Genomic DNA, 17050 nt, shown 5'->3' with positions numbered 1-17050 from the left:
TTTTCACACTTTAATATTTAAGTTATTTCCTTTTCCGGTGGCTTTTGCAGCTTCTTCTATGGCCTTTGTATTTTCAAAAGTTTTCTCAAGCAAATTTCCCAAAACATTTTTTACAACATCCTGTGCTTTTTTCTGAGCATCAATTCGCAAAATGGCATTAATGTTTTGATTTGAAATTTTCATAATATTCCTTTATTATATTCACGCTGTTTTGTAAATCTTGGTTTTCAACAGTTAAATCGGCCAGTTTTTCATATATTTTAGTCCTTGAATAATAAAGTTCCTCAGCTTTTGATCTCTCTTTAAAAAGAGGCCTTTTTTCAATTTCTTTTTTATCCATTCTTTTTAAGATATCTTCGAAATCCACTTTTAGATAAACCACAATCCCTGCTTCTTTAATCTCAGGAATAAATACCGGAAACCCTCCCCCTACTGAAATAACAGTATTAAAAACATTTTTTTTAATCCATTCGAAGCAGTATTTCTCCTTTTGGCGAAATATTTTTTCTCCATGGGTTTTAAAAATTTCACTGATAGTTTTATTTTCAAAATTTTCAATCAGTAAATCCGTGTCAAGAAAAAAAGTTTTCATCTCTTTAGCTAAAATTCTGCCTATTGTAGACTTCCCGCTGCCCATAAAACCTGTTAAAAGCAGGTTATTTGAGCTCAATTTTAATCCCCTCTTCAGTTTTTGTGAGTTTATATGAATAATTCGTATCAAAATATATAACAATCCGATAAAAACCTTTGTGGTTTCCAACAACAATTTTTTTTACAAAATATTGTTTTATAATTCTTTTCATCGTTAAAAAATCTGCGTTTTTTTGAAAATCCAGAACAAGCCTGAACGGTCTGATTAAAAACATATTTCTTATCAGTTTATCTTTTGTTTTTATAAAAAGTTTTTTATTTTTGATAAAAAGAGTAAAAAGAGAATCAAATTTATATTCTTTAATTCCGAAAGTTTTAGGTTTATGGATAATAACTACGGGAGAGTGAAAATCAATATTTTTGTTTATTAAAATTTCTTTATTTTTAATATCTCCGCTGGAATTTTGATAAACAAAAATAATTTTTTTAAAATTCTTGCGTCATTTGGAAAATAAACTTTTTTTCTTTAAAAAATTCGGGTTTAATAATTATTTTATTTTGAGGGTTAATTACAGGTTCAAACGGATTTATCCTTGCAAATAACAAAACATTCATTATAATCAGTATTAATATTCTCATTAATTTTCCATTTTACATTTTACATTTTTCATTAGATTATTTTCCTTCAAGCTCTTTAAGTTCAAAATACTCTTTTTGAAGCGTTGTATTTTCTTTTTTCAAATCTTTTACTTTTTTATTTAAAATTTTATATTCTTTTTGTAAATCCAACATTCTGCTGAAAGATTTTTCACCAAAAAGCAAATTAAAAATATAAATGCCAAAAAGAAAAGAAAGCAAAATAACTAAAATTATTTTTAAATCCACTTTTCTTTTAGCTCTTATGTCGTCAAATTCTATCATTTAAAAATTTCAGCCCCTATAAATTCAGTTCCCTCCACACTTCTTTCAATTTCAAGAAGTCTATTGTATTTAGCAGTTCTTTCACCTCTTGCAGGAGCACCTGTTTTGATTTGTCCTGAATTCATAGCCACAGCAAAATCCGCAATAAACGCATCTTCGGTTTCACCGCTTCTGTGACTTACCACACAGGTATAATTGTTTCTGTATGCAAGTCTCATAGTCTGCATTGTTTCTGTAACTGTTCCTATTTGATTTAATTTAATAAGGATTGAATTTGCAATACCTTCTTCAATTCCTTTTTTTAACAGTTTTTTGTTTGTTACGAAAACATCGTCACCCACCAACTGAATTTTATTTCCAAGTTTTTGGGTTAACAGCTTCCATCCTTCATAATCGTTTTCAGCCATACCGTCTTCTATGGAAACAATAGGGTATTTTTCAACCAAAGCCGCATAATAATTTACCATTTCTTCGGCACTTAATTCTTTTCCTTCACCGGCTAAAACATATTTTCCGTTTTTATAAAATTCACTGCTTGCAGGGTCCATTGCGAGTGCAATTTCTTCTCCTGGTTTATAACCAGCTTCTTTTATCGCTTTTACCAAATATTCTAAAGGCTCTTCATTATTTTTAAAATTAGGCGCAAATCCCCCTTCATCACCAAGAGCAGTAGGATGTCCGTCTTTTTTAAGAAGATTTTTAAGAGTATGATATGTTTCTGCTGCCGCCCTTAACGCCCTTTCAAAAGAATTAAAACCGACTGGCATAATCATATATTCCTGAAAATCGACATCATTGTCAGCATGAACACCGCCGTTGATAACATTTAACATAGGCGCAGGCATTACAAGTGCATTGCTTCCCCCCAAATATCTGTAAAGCGGAAGAGACAAAGATGAAGCAGCAGCCCTTGCCACAGCCATACTTACACCGAGAATTGCATTAGCACCTAATCTGCTTTTATTTTCTGTTCCGTCAAGTTCTATCATTGTGTTATCAATTTCAGCCTGATCAAACGGACTCATACCGATTAATTCATTTGCAATGATTGAATTTATATTTTCACACGCTTTTAACACGCCTTTTCCGCCGTATCTGTTTTCATCTCCGTCTCTAAGCTCAAGCGCTTCCCTTTCACCTGTGCTCGCACCGCTTGGAACATTCGCACTTGCTACAACACCGTCGCTTAATTCAACCGTTACTCTGACAGTCGGATTACCTCTGGAATCTAAAATTTCATCTGCAAATATATTTTCAATAAAAACCATTTTATTCTCCTTTTTCTTCAGTTTCTTTTTCTAATGCCTCAATCATATTTGAAAGTTCCACTCCCATGGCCTCTTTAATTTTCTGTTCAATCTCCTCTGCAACTTCAGGATGCGTTTTTAAATATTCTTTCGCATTTTCCTTGCCCTGACCCAACCTTGTGGCACCGTAACTAAACCACGCTCCGCTTTTATCAACAATATCCAGTTTTACACCGTAATCGAGAATTTCGCCTTCCCTGCTTATTCCTTTTCCAAACATTATGTCAAATTCCGCTATCCTAAAAGGCGGTGCCACTTTGTTTTTTACTACTTTTACTTTTGTTCTGTTACCTACTTCTTTATCCGCCTGTTTCAGTGTTGCTATTCTTCTGACATCAAGCCTTACGGAAGAATAAAATTTTAAAGCGTTACCGCCGGTTGTTGTTTCAGGGTTACCGTATCCCATCATTCCGATTTTCATTCTGATTTGGTTGATAAATACAACTGTTGTATTCATCTTGTGAATTGCGGCGGTCAGCTTTCTAAGGGCCTGAGACATAAGTCTTGCCTGCACACCCACCTGTGCATCCCCCATATTTCCTTCTATCTCCGCTTTTGGGGTGAGGGCGGCCACTGAATCAATTACAATAATGTCAACCGCACCGCTTCTGGCGAGTGTTTCAACTATTTCAAGAGCCTGCTCCCCGTAATCGGGCTGTGACACCAATAAATTATCCACATCCACGCCTATATGTTTCGCATAAATTACATCAAGGGCATGCTCCGCGTCTATAAATGCGGCCACACCGCCCTGTTTTTGAGCCTCGGCTATAATTGAAAGCGCTAACGTTGTTTTACCGCTGCTTTCAGGTCCGTATATTTCGGTAATTCTTCCTTTTGGAATACCGCCAATTCCAAGGGCCATATCAAGGCCGAAACTTCCAGTGGGAATCGCCTCAATAGGTTCTATATCCCGATCGCTCAGCTTTACCAAAGCTCCTTTTCCAAACTGCTTGTCAATCTGTTTAATTGCAAGATCCAAAGCTTTTTGTTTTTTATCATTCATTAAAGACCTTTTTTTGTTACAATTATAACAAAAAAGGTTATTAAAAATTTAATTTTTAAAGGACTATCTTGAAAACATATAATTTGGCGCATTCTCCGGATGCAGACGATATTTTTATGTATTACGCCATTAAATTTGGATGGATCTCTACTAAATGGAAAACGGGAAATGGAAACAACGGTTATATTTTTGACAGCGAAGCGGAAGATATTGAGACTCTCAATCAAAAAACCCTTCAAAATATTTATGACATAAGTGCCATAAGTTTCGGTGCTTATCCTTTTTTAAAAAATGAATACGCCCTTTTGAGATGTGCGGTTAGTTTCGGATACGGATACGGGCCAAAACTTGTTAAATTAAAAGGCAAAAAGTTAAAACCGAATTTCAAAGTGGCTTTAAGCGGAAAATATACAACTAATGCCCTGCTTTTTAAAATTTACTATCCAAAAGCAAGAATTGTATATAAAAATTTCCTTGAAATTGAAGATGCTGTTTTAAGCGGTGAGGTTGATGCCGGGGTTTTAATACATGAAAGTATTTTAAATTTTAATGAAAAACTCGAAGTGGAAAAAGAACTGTGGGATATATGGAAAGAACTTGCCGGAGATATTCCGCTGCCTCTCGGGGGAATGGCTTTGAGGCGTTCAATTCCACTGCTTGATGCCATAAATATAGAAAATATATTGACAAAAGCCGTTGATATTGCAAACAGGCATAAAAACATACTCTCAAAAATGCTTCTTGAAAGAAATTTGGTAAGGGTTGATAATAAAACACTGGATAAATATTTAGACCTTTACGCCAATAATAAATCGGTTGAAATGGACGAAGAACAGTTAAACGCACTCAATAAACTCTTTGAGCTTGGATATAAAAACAATTTAATCCCGCATATGGAAGATGTAAGAAATTATTTAATTCCAAAAGAATATAAAAACTTAAGATGTGAAAGCGGTGAAAACCTGCCCGGCCGCTTGCAAAAGGCGGGGTGGTGAGTAGTGAAAATGAATTTCAAAAGTGGTATGAAAGAAATGAATTAGCACTAAAATGTAAACCGAGAACTCAAAGGGCAAGTTTTATAGAGTTTTTGGAAGGGGAATTTAAAGGTGAACCCCCTGTTAATTTTAAAAGAGGTGAAATATATTTTGCAAAACTGACCAATTCTGCAAAAACAAGGCCGTTTTTAATTTATCAAAATAATTTTTTAAACGAAGCCTGCTTCAGGGGGCTTTACCATACGGTAATAGTCTTACCCCTTTCTGGACAGATTCTCGGGGGAGATTACAGAATATTCATAAAAAAAAGAGATTTAATGAGTAAAGACAGTGAAATAGTTGCAAACGCAATAGGAATAATTTCAACAGGAAAAATAATATTTTCAAAAGGAATTGTTACAAAATTAAGCGATGAAGAAATGAAAAAAGTTGACATTGCCGTAAAAAAAGCCACAGGAATGGAAAATGAATCAGTCTGAGGTTATCGCTTTAGCGGTACAAACACTCAAACTCGCTCTTTTACTCTCACTTCCGGCACTGTTAGTAGGTATGGTGGTGGGACTTATAATTTCCATTTTTCAGGCTACTACACAAATTAATGAAATGACGCTGAGTTTTGTTCCGAAAATTATAGCTATTGCGGTGATTTTAATTCTTACAATGCCGTGGATGATGAATGAAATGATAGATTTTACAACATATGTTTTTAAATTAATACCGACGTTTTTAAGATAGTGAGTAGTGAGTTGTGAGTAGTGAAAAATTTAAAATAATAGATTTTAGTAAGTTTTCTTCTATAAAAATAGGGCCAAAAATTAAAGTTAAAATAATTGACGAAAGTAATTACAATAATGAATTTTTAATAGGACGGGCCACAAATACCCTGATTTCCCCAAATCCCCAAAATTTAGGAATTCTATCTGATAAATATAAATTTATCGAATATAAAAACGGTTACCTAAAAGTTGGAGGTAAAGTTAAAAACAGGGTTATTTATAATTTTTGCAAAAGAAAAAATATTGGAGGATTTGAATTCCTATCTCATCTGCCGGGCACAATAGGCGGCAGTATTAAAATGAATGCCGGAGTGAAAAATGAAGAAATTTTAAATAATTTAATTGCTGTAAAAACACTTAACGGTTGGATAGAAAAAAAAGATATTTTATTTGATTACAGGTATTCAAACATAAATGCTCCGATTTTTGAAGCCCTTTTTGAAATAAAAAGAAATTATGACCCCGTTTTAGATAAATATTTAAAAAATCTGAGATTTAATCAGCCAAAAGAACCAAGCCTCGGAAGTGTATTTAAAAACCCAAAAGGTGATTTCGCCGGAAGAGTGATTGAAAAAGCAGGCCTTAAAGGAATGAAAAAAGGGGATATTCAAATTTCAAGGATTCATGCCAATTTTTTTGTAAATTTAGGAGAAGGTAAATTTGAAGATATGATTTATTTAATAAACCTCACAAAAAAAAGGGTTTATGAAAATTTCGGAATAAAACTAATTGAAGAAATAAAAATCATTTAATTTTTCACTTGTTTAAGTTCCATTTTTGAATGAACAAACGCCGCTATCAGTAAAATAAGCCCAAGAGTCCCTGTAACAGTTTCCGGAATTTCTATAAAAATTTTTAAAAACATAATAAAAGCCAAAATTCCAATTGCATAATGGGCACCGTGTTCAAGATATTTGTATTCATCAAGCAATTCCTTCTCAACCATCCAGATGGTAAGACTTCTGACAAACATTGCGCCAATTCCAAGCCCAAGCATTATTAAAATAATATTAGGAGTAATAGCAAAAGCACCAATTACCCCGTCAAAAGAAAAAGAGGCATCTAAAATTTCAAGATAAACAAGTCCCATAAGCCCATTTTTTACATTTTCGGTGGAAAAATATTCATCCAGCGCTTTTAAAAGGGAATAAGACAAAATACCTAAAAAATAAGCTATTGCCACTCTATGACTTTTGGCGTCATAAACAATTATAATTCCGATTAAAATCGCAATTATTAAAGAAATATTATTAACCTTTCCAAATTTTTCGGTTGTTTTTTCTATTGGTTTTATCCATTTTATTTCTTTTTTTTCAAACATAAAATCGCTAAAAACCATCCATAAAAAAGCACCTCCAAACGCATATATGAGATTTTCGGTGTTTGATAAAATACTTTCATATTTATCAGGCTCAAACAAAGCAATATTAACAGTTTGCATAATTCCCATATCTGCGGCAACAGCCACTATTAAAATAGGGATTATAAGCCTCATTCCAAAAACCGCTATTATAAGTCCCCAGGTTAAAAATCTTCTTTGCCAGATTTTATCCATTGTTTTTAAAATTTTTGCATTTACCACTGCATTATCAAAGGAGAGGGAAATTTCCAAAACAGCCAAAATTGCCGTTAAATAAACAGCTTCAAATCTCCCGACAAAAAAAGCAAGCCCCAAACCGGCAACAGCAATAATAAAGGAAAAATAAAAATATTTCACAATTTTGCCTTATTATTAACCATTTTCACTACTCACCATTTTCACTACTCACTACTTTCACCATTTTCACTATATCTTAAATAGACTCTCAAGCTTTGAGGTGTCTTTTGTTTTCTCTTTGGCATCTTCTAACACAATTTTATATTTTGTAAGCATACCGGCCAGTGTTATATTTACTCCGTTTTTTCCTATTGCTTTAGCTTTTTGCTCAGGGTCCACCTCCACAATCGCAACTCCGTCTTTTTCATTTATTTTTACGCTTTTTATAATTGCGGGCGAAAGAGCCCTTGCTATGTAAATTTCAGGTTTATTGGAATATTCGATTACATCAATATTCTCACCGTTTAATTCATTGCTTACGGCATTTATTCTGACTCCGTTTTTACCTATTATTGTTCCTATAGGCTCAATTCTCGGATTTATACTGCTTACGGCAACCTTGCTTCTAATACCCGGTATTCTTGCACTTGCATGAATTTTGATAATTCCGTCTCTTACCTCGGGAACCGCTTTTTCAATTAATTTCTCCAAAAATTTCGGGCTTGTCCGGCTAAGTTCTATAACAATTCCTCTTTTATCGTCAAAATGGACAAACTTCAAAAGGGCTTTTAACACATCCCCCACTTCAAATTTTTCACCTTTTATTCTGTTTCTCATAGGAAGAACGCCTTTTACGCCGTTTAAATCAACCCATGTGTTTTCTTCACTGTCAACTTTTATAACTTCACCTGTTACAATAGTGTTTAATTTTGAAATAAGTTTTCTGTAAATTTCATTTTCAAGCAGTCTTGTAACTTCCTTTTCAAATTCTCTTTGCAAGCTGTTAGCACCGCTTCTTCCGAGTTTTGACAAATCAAGTTCCACTTTTAACTTATCCCCTAACTGAATATCAGGCTCAAAATCTCTCGCTTCGTCGAGGTATAAATATTTTTCGCTGTTTTCAAGTGCTCTGTCGTCATTTACAACTTCAAAAATCTGATAAATTCCCATTTTATTTTCTAAATCAATTTCAACATCAATATCACCTATATATTTTTTGGCAGTTTTAATAATTGAGCGTTTAAAAGCTTCTTTTACTTCTTCTTTATCAAGTCCTTTTTCATGCGCCACTAATGATAATAAATCTTCTATTTTTTCCACTTATAACCCTTTTTTCAATGATTTTTTTTATTTAAGAAGAAACGGGGAGTTTTCTTAGGTATAATTTTACAAAAAATTTTGATAAAATAATAGTAAAAAGGACAAAAATGACATTAAAATTAATAGAAAATGAACATAAAACAAAAGAAGTAAATATGGAAGATTTTCTTAAAAGTGTTAAATCCAACTCATTTTATTATTTTCACAAAGATACAAGTTATAAAAATCTTAAAGATTTGATAGATAAATTAAGCGAAATAGGGTTTTCAGTATATTTCAGAGAAGTAAAATACGGGCTTGACGAGGGGGCGTATATGTATGAAATGCATATATTATAGTGAGTGGTGAAAATGGTGAGTGGTGAGTTGTGAAATGAAAAAACTCTATATTGAAACTTTCGGCTGTCAGATGAATGTAAAAGACAGCGAGCATATTGTAGCAGAGCTTTCAAATGAATATCAAACCACACAAAATCCGGATGAAGCGGATTTAATTATTCTCAACACCTGCTCAGTAAGAGAAAAACCGGTTAACAAACTCTTCTCCGAACTCGGGAAACTGAAAAAAATAAATCCAAATGCAAAATTCGGTGTTTGCGGATGCACTGCAAGCCATATGGGAGAGGAAATTATAAAAAAAGCTCCTTTTGTCAGCTTTGTATTGGGTGCTAGAAATGTAAGTAAAATAAATGAGGCCGTAAACAAAGAAAAATATATTTTTACCGATATAAATTATGATGACACAACATATATGTTTAAAAACACAAGAAAAAATCCGTATAAAGATTTTGTAAATATAATGGTCGGCTGCGACAAAAAATGCACTTTTTGCATAGTGCCGAAAACGCGTGGAAAAGAAATATCCATTCCTATGGATTTAATTTTAAAAGAAGTTGAAAAATTGGCAGATGAAGGCGTAAAAGAAATAACGCTTCTTGGACAAAATGTTAATAATTACGGAAAAAGATTCAGTGTTGCCCATCCCAAAGTAGATTTTACAGACCTTTTAAGGGAAGTCAGTAAAATTGACGGAATTGAAATTATAAGATTCACTTCCCCCCACCCTCTTCATGCAGACGACAAATTTTTGGATGAATTTGCAAACAATCCTAAAATAGCAAAACACATTCATTTTCCTCTTCAAAGCGGAAGCACTAAAATACTTAAAGCCATGAAAAGAGGATATTCTAAAGAATGGTTTCTAAACAGATGCGAAATTTTGCGTCAAATCCCAGAGGTTTCAATAACCACCGATATAATCGTCGGTTTTCCGGGAGAAAGTGAAGAGGATTTTAATGAAACGCTTGATGTGGTAGAAAAAGTAAGATTCGAGCAGATGTTCAGTTTTGTATATTCTCCAAGACCTCTCACAGAGGCTGCAAATATGGCCAATCAAATAGACAAACAGACAGCAAAAAAAAGACTGCATAAACTTCAAAATATGCACAAAGCCATCCAGGATAAAATATATCAAAATAAACTTGGTAAAATTTATAAAGCTTTGATTGAAGAAGAGACACTCGCCAGAAGCAATAATAATTTCACCATTAAGATTGCCCCTGATAACAAAAATCTGGGAAAAATTTTAAACGTAAAAATAAAAGAAGTAATTAACCATAATCTGATAGGAGAAGTAATATAAAAAAAATTCTTGTTTTTCTTGGTATAATTATTTTAGGAGTTTTTATTTATTATATGTTAAACGATTCATACAGGCTTTCATTTGAAGCTAAATATTTTTTTGAAATCGGCGATTATAAAAAAGCCGAGCTTTTGGCAAAAAAAGCATATATCTTAGAACCATATAACAGAATGGCGTTTACAGTTTACACACAGTCCAAAATTGCAAACGAATGGCAAAATTATATAAATGACGCAGTTAATTATTTTAAAAGAATAGAAGAAATTGCAAACAAAAAAAATATTACAAAACAGGACAGGGAAAAAGTAAAAATAATGCTTGAAATTATAATAGACGAATATAAAACATTGACACCATCGCTTCTTTTACCAGAAAGTTTAAAAAAAAAGGCACAAAAGATGTACAGGAAGGGGAAAAAATTGTATGAAAACGTTTTTGCAAAAAGAATCCAATAAATTTTTAAAATATATTGAAAAAACAAAATCAAAAGAGACTTTAAGGACATATGAAAGCACACTCAAAGAGGCAATTAATTTTATTGAAATAATTAACAATGAAATAGATATAACGCCATACAGATTGCATATTGCCTCTTTAAATAAAAAAACCATAGCAAAAAAAATATCCGCCATCAGAAGTTTTTTTGAATTTTTACAAAGTGAAGGGTTTAAATACAAACTTATAGGGGATGAGCATATAAAAGTGCCAAAAACCCTTCCCAAACCCATTAGCATCGAAAAAATAAAAGAGGTTTTAAAAATAGCCGATATGGAAGAATATTTAGCAATTATCGTAATTTTCTCCCTGGGACTCAGGATAAGCGAAGCTGCGAATATAAAATTAAACGATATAAAAGGGGAATGGATAGAAATAAAAGGCAAGGGGAATAAAACAAGAATACTTCCGCTTCATCCAAAACTTAAAGATTTTATCAATAAATTCTTAAAAATAAATCCGAAAAAAGAATATCTTTTTGAAAAAAATTCCGTTCCCTTAGGGGAAAGCAAATTACGATATATTATTCAAAAAGCTTTTAAAAAAACAGGCATTCATGTAACGCCTCATCAGCTAAGACATTCGTTTGCCACTTATTTACTAAATAAAGGTGCCAGAATAAACGATGTAAGCGAACTGCTGGGGCATGAATTTATTTCAACCACCCAGATTTATACAAAATTAAGTTCAAATTTGAAATTAAAAAATTACATGAAAGCACATCCGTTATGTTCTTAAAAAGATTTATAAAAAAACAGTATATTTCTTTTTATTTTGATGAAAATTATAAAATGTTAAATGAAATATATAAAAACAATAAATTATTGGAAGAAAACAGATTTGAATTCGAAAATAAAAAAGATTTAATAAATAAAATGAAAGAATTATCCCAGGATATTCCCCAAACATATCTCTCTTCCGTGATACAGACTATAAACCAGGGCGTTATTCCCACATGCGAAAAAAAAGAATTTTCCAAATTCGGCATAGAAACCGAAAACATTAAATATATCTGTATAAACAATAAATTTGCCGTATATGCTTCTATTTTTGATTTAATGGAATTAAAAAGATTCAATCTCGATTTTATTTATTCAATTTTTTCACTTATTGATTATAAAGCCGCAAAAAAAACAAACACTTTATATGTAATTATTACAAAAGAAAAATTTTATGTATTGATTTATCATAAAAATATTCCTGTTTATTCCGATATTTACGAAAAAATAGAAGAGATGTTCGAAGAAAACAATGAAAATACAGACGACGAAATAATAGAAGAAATAGACGATGATGATGGTATGGTAGAAGATTTAGATAAAATAGAAGACATTCCTGAAGTTGAAGAAAAAGAAATTAAAACAGGAATTGAAATGGATGTTGTCAATTTTATAAAATCATCGCTTGAAGAATATTATAACAATTATTCTGAAGATTTTATTGAAAACATTGTTATATTAGACAGCGGTATTTTAAACGATGATGTTACACAAATAATAAAAGATATGCTTTTAATTGAAGCTAAAAAAGAAAATTTCGACATATTAAAAACAATAAACGAAATAAGCAGGAAAAATGTATAGTTTTACAAAACCGAAACAAAAACCGCTCTTGTTAGAAGATACAAAATTATGGCTTGTTTTTATTTTTATTTCCCTGAGTCTTTATATATTGTTTGGAGTGTTTTTAAGCCTGAAAGCATATATTTTTAAAAAAGACACCGATACATTTCAAAAAGAAATTATAAATTTAAACGCTAAATTAACAAATATTCAAAAACAAAAAACATTTATTTTAAAAGAAAAAACACTGTATGAAGACATTATGGTTAAAAACTCACTTTTAAAACAAAGCATTAAGAACCTGCTTGATTTAATACCCGACCCGATTACCCTTAGTTCATGCGAATTTGACAAAAACAGGCTTGTACTTTACGGAATAACCCCGAGTAAGGACATATATAATATTTTAATGCTTCCGCCTCTTGAATCTATTTTTAATGAAACAAAAACCTACTTTTACCAGATGCCAAACGGCTGGTACAGATTCAAATCCGAAAATTATTTAAAGAGTAAACAATGAAATTACCAAAAATCAACTCTTTTAAAATACCGAAAATAAAAATATACGGAATAGATGTTATAAAAAATTTTCTTTTTTTTACATCATTTATTGTTTTAACATTATTTAGTATCGGCTTAATTATAGCCCCGTCTATTAGAATTTTCAAAAAAAACCAAAACGAATATTATAAAACAAAAACCGAATTTGAACATTTAAAAAACCGTTATTTAGAAAAATCATTGACACTTAAAAAATTTCAAAAAGAAAACAAAAAAGTAATTTTAGCCCTGAAAAGAGATTTTAATAAAAAAAATTTTAAATCATTTGCTTCAAAATATATGAATATATTAAATATTAAAGAAATCAACTCCTCCGCTTACCAAAACATTTTTTTGAAAACATCTTACATGGTTGACGCCGTTATAAAAAACCCCAAAAATTTTTATGACTTTTTAGACGCCCTGAAAGATTATAAATATGTGATAAGGGCATATTTTCCTGTAAATTTTGAAAAAAAAGAAGAAAGTATTGCACTTACTTTTAAAATAGAGCAATATAAAATTAAAAAACAAAAATGAAATATAAAAAAAGAATTTATTATTCCCATACCGATGCAGGCGGAATTGTATATCATACAAATTATATAACGTTCTGTGAAGAGGCAAGAAGTGAAATTTTCTTCCAAAAAGGCATTTTTTTTGAAAAAGAGGAAGGTTATGTGGTAAAGGATATAAACGCCGTTTTTCTCTCAAGTGCCAAACTCGGAGACATAATAGAAATAAAAACCGAAATTTTAGAAATAGGAAAAGTAAAATTAAAAGTTATGCATTCAATATTTAAAGAAAATAAAAAAATTTTTGAAATGTTTGTTACACTCGCATATATTAAAAATTCAAAACCCTCACGCATTCCGCAAAACCATCTGGAAATACTGCATGAATACAAAAACTAAAGGAAATATTGCCGAACAAAAAGCCGCCCAATTTTTAAAAAACAACAATTTTAAAATAATTGAGAGAAACTTTTACACAAAATTCGGAGAAATAGATATCATCGCTTTTAAAAACAGTGTTTTTCATTTTATAGAAGTAAAGAGCGGTAAAAATTTTGAGCCTGTTTACAATATAACGCCCGCCAAACTTCAAAGAATTATAAAATCTGCATATGTATATTTAAAAAAGCACAATATAAACTCCGCTTTTTGTATAGATGCAATTATTATAAAAAACGATATTGAATTTATTCAAAACATTACATTTTAAGCTCCCAAAAGGGAGCAACCTTTTAATTAAAAAAGGAGAAAGGATGAAAAAGGGGGGATTAGAATTATAATTAAAAAAGATTAATTTTTTATTAAGTTTATAAAATATATGTCAAATTTGTAAAATTTATGTCAAATTATATAGGCTCAGGTAAAGGCTCATACAAATAATAGCCCTGGACATAGTCAATACCTAAATTTTTGACAATTTCAAAAACTTCTTTATTATGAACAAATTCCGCAATCGTTTTTATGTTTTCCCTCTTTGCAAAAAGACCCACCAATTCCACCACAGTTTTGGAAACACTGTCTTTATCGATATTTTTAATCAGACTCCCGTCTATTTTTATAAAGTCTATATCTAAATTAATAATATGTGCAAAGTTTGAATATCCGCTTCCAAAATCGTCTATTGCAAAAGAGATGTTTTTCATTTTCATTAATTTAATAAATTTCTCAACCTGTTTATAATCTTTGACTGCCTCACTTTCAAGAATTTCAAAAGTCAGATACTTTTCAATTCCTTTAAATTCTCTGAATTTTTTTCTTAAAAACCAGATAATTTCGGCGTCTAAAATATCCTCAATGGATAAATTGACAGAAAAATATATATTTTTATTATAAAGCATTTCAAAGGCTTTGGAAATTATAATTTTGGTTATTTCCCTGTACATTCTGTTTTCTTTTGCTATTTCAAGATAAGGAAAAATTGATTCTATTTTTCCGTTATTATCAATTCTGGCTAAAACTTCATATTTTATAATTTTATCTGTTTTAACATCCACGATTGGCTGAAAATACGGAATAATCCTGTTATTGTTAATGGCATTGGACAAAATGGTGGATTTTTTTATATTTCTTTTAATTTTTTCAGAATTATCTAAATTATCATTATATTCAATAAATTTTAACCTTTTGTTTTGTTTAATATAATGAAGGGCAATTTCAGCTGTTTTTAAAAGCGGTTTTTTTTCACTTATTGCAGCGCTGAGTGAAATTTGAAAATCAAGTTTTTCATCCACAGAATAATTTACATACTCAAATGTATTCATTATAGTTTTAACATAGGTTTCAACTAAATTTTTATCTTTTGAGAGAATTGCAAAATTATCTGCAACTATTCTATAAACATTTTTATCCAATTTTTTTAAAAAATCCGCAACTTCCATTAATATTTTATCACCTCTCTCCCTTCCGTATAAATCATTTATATTTTTAAAGCCGTCTATATTTAAAAGAAGAATCGCATTAAATTTATTCTGGTCTTCCAAATATTTGTTTCTGTTATAAATATTTGTAACATTATCAATATATGCAAGTTCGTATAAAAGGTCTTTATCTTTTTCTACCATTCCTATTAAAATTATCAATGCCACAAATAAGGCAAACAATATAAAAATTCCAAAATATCCTATAATTGTGAAACTGTTGATTTGTATATTTGAAATTATTAAAAACTTTTGTTTTAACTTATGCAGTTTTTCAATACTGTCTGAATTCAGGATTTTATTTAAATAGATATTATATTTACTCAAATTATTTAAAATTACATTTATATGTAAGATTAAAGATTGGTTAAAAAGATTAGCTTTTTTATTGTTAAATTTTATTTTTTTAAAATAATTTATATTAATATTTTTTATTAAAGACATATCATTTGTAAACTTAGCCAAATATACAGATGAAACAGCATAAACCACTTTTTTTCTATAATTTACAGGAACATTTAATTCGGGAAGTGTTGAAAGAAGTGTATCCAAAAAAATAGTTGAATTTTTGATAGGGGCGTTAACTTTTTGAAATTCATATACATAATATACCTTTTTGTTAAATGCTTTTTTATATTCAAACAGATATTTTAATATAAAAGATTCATTCATTTTTAATAAATTATCTTTTAAAACATTTATTTTGTTTTTTATTTCTTTTATAGAATAAACATTTTCATCAAAACTTGAATATAAAAACAAAGAATTTTTAAGTATATAATAATTTAATCTATACTCTTCTTTTTCAATATTCAACAAAATATTGTTTATTTTATTTATTTTTAACAAATAATTTTTTGCGTAATTATTAAAAGCATATATTATTAAGATTACAGCTAAACCGATTATTCCCACATATACTTGCGCTGATGTGAATTTAAATCTTTTAAAATTCATTTCTCATCCAGTATTTTCGGTTTTTTACCCGTTAGAGTTTTTAAAAAAGCAACAATTTTATCTGTTTCATTATTATTAAGTTCAATACCCAAATTATAATAAGCCATCAATTTAACCGCCTTTTTTAGGGTTTTAACGCTTCCGTCGTGAAAATACGGATATGTAAGGGCTATATTTCTAAGAGTAGGGACTTTATAAACATATTTATCATCTGGATTATGGGTTACATAAAATCTATCTAAACCTCTCGGTATTTTATAAACTTTCACAACCACCCCTATTTTTTGATAAGAATTTCCTCCAAAATTAATTCCGTTATGACATGTTATACATCCGTATCGTTTAAAAAGCATAAACCCTTCTTTTTCTTTTTTATTTAGTTTTACTTTTCCTTTTAAATATAAATCAAATTTAGAGTTAGAAGTAATCAGTGCTTTTTCAAATTCCGCTATGGCATCAAAAACTAAATCATAGTTTATATAATCAACCCCGTATACTTTTTTAAATAATTTTTTATATTCACTAATTTTATTTAACTTTTTCTCTAAAAGTTCCCTGTTCATTCCCATTTCTTTTGGATTTTGATTAGCCTCTTCGGCCTGAGCCTTTAAGGTTGGTGCCCTTCCGTTCCAAAAAAACGCTATATTAAACACTGCATTAAAAACAGTAGGGGAATTCATTGATTTATCTATTTGATGATGTACACCTATACTAAACTGTCTGTTGTCATCCCCTCCTTTAAAAACATTATGACAGCTTGCGCAAGAAATGGTATTGTCTATTGAAAGACGGGGGTCAAAAAAAAGTTTTTTGCCAAGCAGGGCTTTTTGTTTATTATATTCAATATGTTCAGGTATCGGTTTTAGAAGCTGGGCATTAACAAAAACAATTACAAAAAATATTAAAATTTTTCTCATTTATCCTCTTTAAGAGTTTTTTATACAATTATATCACCCCCCCCCGTAAAATCA

General features: G+C 30.3%; 24 protein-coding genes. 13 read left to right on the top strand and 11 right to left on the bottom strand.

What is annotated here, in order from left to right:
• Positions 1 to 3 precede the first annotated feature (3 nt).
• The 7 genes from DZ68_RS0105395 to recA form a co-directional block, all read right to left on the bottom strand.
• Positions 4 to 183, bottom strand: a complete 180-nt coding sequence (locus tag DZ68_RS0105395) for a hypothetical protein (RefSeq protein ID WP_024787621.1) — start codon at positions 181 to 183, stop codon at positions 4 to 6.
• Entirely contained in the window at positions 158 to 670 is a 513-nt protein-coding gene (locus DZ68_RS0105390; RefSeq protein ID WP_024787620.1) for a shikimate kinase, read from the bottom strand. Before DZ68_RS0105390 ends, DZ68_RS0105395 begins: the two co-directional genes overlap by 26 nt.
• Positions 657 to 866: an AMIN domain-containing protein gene (locus DZ68_RS11045; protein WP_024790875.1), complete on the bottom strand. Its 210-nt coding sequence runs from the start codon at positions 864 to 866 to the stop codon at positions 657 to 659. The genes DZ68_RS0105390 and DZ68_RS11045 overlap by 14 nt, the downstream gene beginning before the upstream one ends.
• A 211-nt stretch (positions 867 to 1077) precedes the next feature.
• Positions 1078 to 1230 (bottom strand): hypothetical protein, encoded by a 153-nt coding sequence (locus tag DZ68_RS11040; protein ID WP_236619703.1) that lies wholly within the window; start codon positions 1228 to 1230, stop codon positions 1078 to 1080.
• Positions 1231 to 1266: 36 nt separating this feature from the next.
• Positions 1267 to 1512: a septum formation initiator family protein gene (locus DZ68_RS0105375; protein WP_024787618.1), complete on the bottom strand. Its 246-nt coding sequence runs from the start codon at positions 1510 to 1512 to the stop codon at positions 1267 to 1269.
• The gene (gene eno, locus DZ68_RS0105370; RefSeq protein WP_024787617.1) at positions 1509 to 2780 is read right to left on the bottom strand and encodes a phosphopyruvate hydratase; all 1272 of its coding nucleotides are present in this window, start codon (positions 2778 to 2780) and stop codon (positions 1509 to 1511) included. The genes DZ68_RS0105375 and eno overlap by 4 nt, the downstream gene beginning before the upstream one ends.
• A gap of 1 nt (position 2781) precedes the next feature.
• The gene (gene recA, locus DZ68_RS0105365; protein WP_024787616.1) at positions 2782 to 3825 is read right to left on the bottom strand and encodes a recombinase RecA; all 1044 of its coding nucleotides are present in this window, start codon (positions 3823 to 3825) and stop codon (positions 2782 to 2784) included.
• Positions 3826 to 3890: 65 nt separating this feature from the next.
• On the opposite strand from recA, the gene DZ68_RS0105360 reads away from it, so the two are divergent.
• From DZ68_RS0105360 to DZ68_RS0105345, 4 genes are read left to right on the top strand one after another with little or no spacing between them, the layout of a single operon-like run.
• Positions 3891 to 4820, top strand: coding sequence for an MqnA/MqnD/SBP family protein (locus DZ68_RS0105360; protein ID WP_051428186.1), 930 nt, complete (start codon positions 3891 to 3893; stop codon positions 4818 to 4820).
• Positions 4817 to 5299, top strand: a complete 483-nt coding sequence (locus DZ68_RS0105355; protein WP_024787614.1) for a type II toxin-antitoxin system PemK/MazF family toxin — start codon at positions 4817 to 4819, stop codon at positions 5297 to 5299. The genes DZ68_RS0105360 and DZ68_RS0105355 overlap by 4 nt, the downstream gene beginning before the upstream one ends.
• Positions 5286 to 5555: a flagellar biosynthesis protein FliQ gene (fliQ, locus tag DZ68_RS0105350; RefSeq protein ID WP_024787613.1), complete on the top strand. Its 270-nt coding sequence runs from the start codon at positions 5286 to 5288 to the stop codon at positions 5553 to 5555. The genes DZ68_RS0105355 and fliQ overlap by 14 nt, the downstream gene beginning before the upstream one ends.
• 13 nt (positions 5556 to 5568) lie before the next feature.
• Positions 5569 to 6348: a UDP-N-acetylmuramate dehydrogenase gene (locus DZ68_RS0105345; protein ID WP_051428183.1), complete on the top strand. Its 780-nt coding sequence runs from the start codon at positions 5569 to 5571 to the stop codon at positions 6346 to 6348.
• On the opposite strand, the gene DZ68_RS0105340 is transcribed toward DZ68_RS0105345, so the two are convergent.
• Positions 6345 to 7313 carry a DUF475 domain-containing protein gene (locus DZ68_RS0105340; RefSeq protein ID WP_024790874.1) on the bottom strand — a complete coding sequence of 323 codons (969 nt, stop codon included), beginning with the start codon at positions 7311 to 7313 and terminating at the stop codon, positions 6345 to 6347. The genes DZ68_RS0105345 and DZ68_RS0105340 overlap by 4 nt on opposite strands.
• Positions 7314 to 7382: 69 nt before the next feature.
• Positions 7383 to 8453 (bottom strand): transcription termination factor NusA, encoded by a 1071-nt coding sequence (gene nusA, locus DZ68_RS0105335; RefSeq protein ID WP_024787610.1) that lies wholly within the window; start codon positions 8451 to 8453, stop codon positions 7383 to 7385.
• A gap of 107 nt (positions 8454 to 8560) precedes the next feature.
• On the opposite strand from nusA, the gene DZ68_RS0105330 reads away from it, so the two are divergent.
• Genes DZ68_RS0105330 through DZ68_RS0105290 form a run of 9 tightly spaced genes read left to right on the top strand, consistent with a single transcriptional unit; the run spans position 8561 to position 13915 of the window.
• On the top strand, positions 8561 to 8791 hold the full coding sequence (locus DZ68_RS0105330; protein WP_024787609.1) for an HP0268 family nuclease: 231 nt from the start codon (positions 8561 to 8563) through the stop codon (positions 8789 to 8791).
• 34 nt (positions 8792 to 8825) lie between these two features.
• Positions 8826 to 10094 carry a tRNA (N6-isopentenyl adenosine(37)-C2)-methylthiotransferase MiaB gene (gene miaB / locus DZ68_RS0105325; RefSeq protein WP_024787608.1) on the top strand — a complete coding sequence of 423 codons (1269 nt, stop codon included), beginning with the start codon at positions 8826 to 8828 and terminating at the stop codon, positions 10092 to 10094.
• A gap of 53 nt (positions 10095 to 10147) precedes the next feature.
• Positions 10148 to 10549 carry a hypothetical protein gene (locus DZ68_RS0105320; RefSeq protein ID WP_024787607.1) on the top strand — a complete coding sequence of 134 codons (402 nt, stop codon included), beginning with the start codon at positions 10148 to 10150 and terminating at the stop codon, positions 10547 to 10549.
• Complete coding sequence (locus tag DZ68_RS10080; RefSeq protein WP_035907709.1) at positions 10518 to 11327, top strand: tyrosine-type recombinase/integrase; 810 nt, start codon at positions 10518 to 10520, stop codon at positions 11325 to 11327. The genes DZ68_RS0105320 and DZ68_RS10080 overlap by 32 nt, the downstream gene beginning before the upstream one ends.
• Complete coding sequence (locus DZ68_RS0105310; RefSeq protein WP_024790873.1) at positions 11318 to 12172, top strand: hypothetical protein; 855 nt, start codon at positions 11318 to 11320, stop codon at positions 12170 to 12172. Before DZ68_RS10080 ends, DZ68_RS0105310 begins: the two co-directional genes overlap by 10 nt.
• On the top strand, positions 12165 to 12671 hold the full coding sequence (locus DZ68_RS0105305; protein WP_024790872.1) for a hypothetical protein: 507 nt from the start codon (positions 12165 to 12167) through the stop codon (positions 12669 to 12671). The genes DZ68_RS0105310 and DZ68_RS0105305 overlap by 8 nt, the downstream gene beginning before the upstream one ends.
• The gene (locus DZ68_RS0105300; protein WP_024787604.1) at positions 12668 to 13231 is read left to right on the top strand and encodes a hypothetical protein; all 564 of its coding nucleotides are present in this window, start codon (positions 12668 to 12670) and stop codon (positions 13229 to 13231) included. The genes DZ68_RS0105305 and DZ68_RS0105300 overlap by 4 nt, the downstream gene beginning before the upstream one ends.
• Entirely contained in the window at positions 13228 to 13605 is a 378-nt protein-coding gene (locus DZ68_RS0105295) for a thioesterase family protein (protein WP_024789753.1), read from the top strand. Before DZ68_RS0105300 ends, DZ68_RS0105295 begins: the two co-directional genes overlap by 4 nt.
• Complete coding sequence (locus DZ68_RS0105290) at positions 13589 to 13915, top strand: YraN family protein (RefSeq protein ID WP_035003149.1); 327 nt, start codon at positions 13589 to 13591, stop codon at positions 13913 to 13915. Before DZ68_RS0105295 ends, DZ68_RS0105290 begins: the two co-directional genes overlap by 17 nt.
• Before the next feature lie 136 nt (positions 13916 to 14051).
• Here DZ68_RS0105290 and DZ68_RS10465 read toward each other — a convergent pair whose 3' ends face one another.
• Positions 14052 to 16079, bottom strand: a complete 2028-nt coding sequence (locus DZ68_RS10465) for an EAL domain-containing protein (RefSeq protein WP_024790871.1) — start codon at positions 16077 to 16079, stop codon at positions 14052 to 14054.
• Positions 16076 to 16996: a cytochrome-c peroxidase gene (locus tag DZ68_RS0105280; RefSeq protein WP_024787599.1), complete on the bottom strand. Its 921-nt coding sequence runs from the start codon at positions 16994 to 16996 to the stop codon at positions 16076 to 16078. The genes DZ68_RS10465 and DZ68_RS0105280 overlap by 4 nt, the downstream gene beginning before the upstream one ends.
• Between the last annotated feature and the right edge of the window lie 54 nt (positions 16997 to 17050).

Origin of the sequence: Lebetimonas sp. JS085, from assembly GCF_000523295.1 — a bacterium.
In the GTDB taxonomy this organism is placed as follows: domain Bacteria; phylum Campylobacterota; class Campylobacteria; order Campylobacterales; family Nautiliaceae; genus Lebetimonas.
This window is presented reverse-complemented; position numbering and strand designations above follow the sequence as displayed.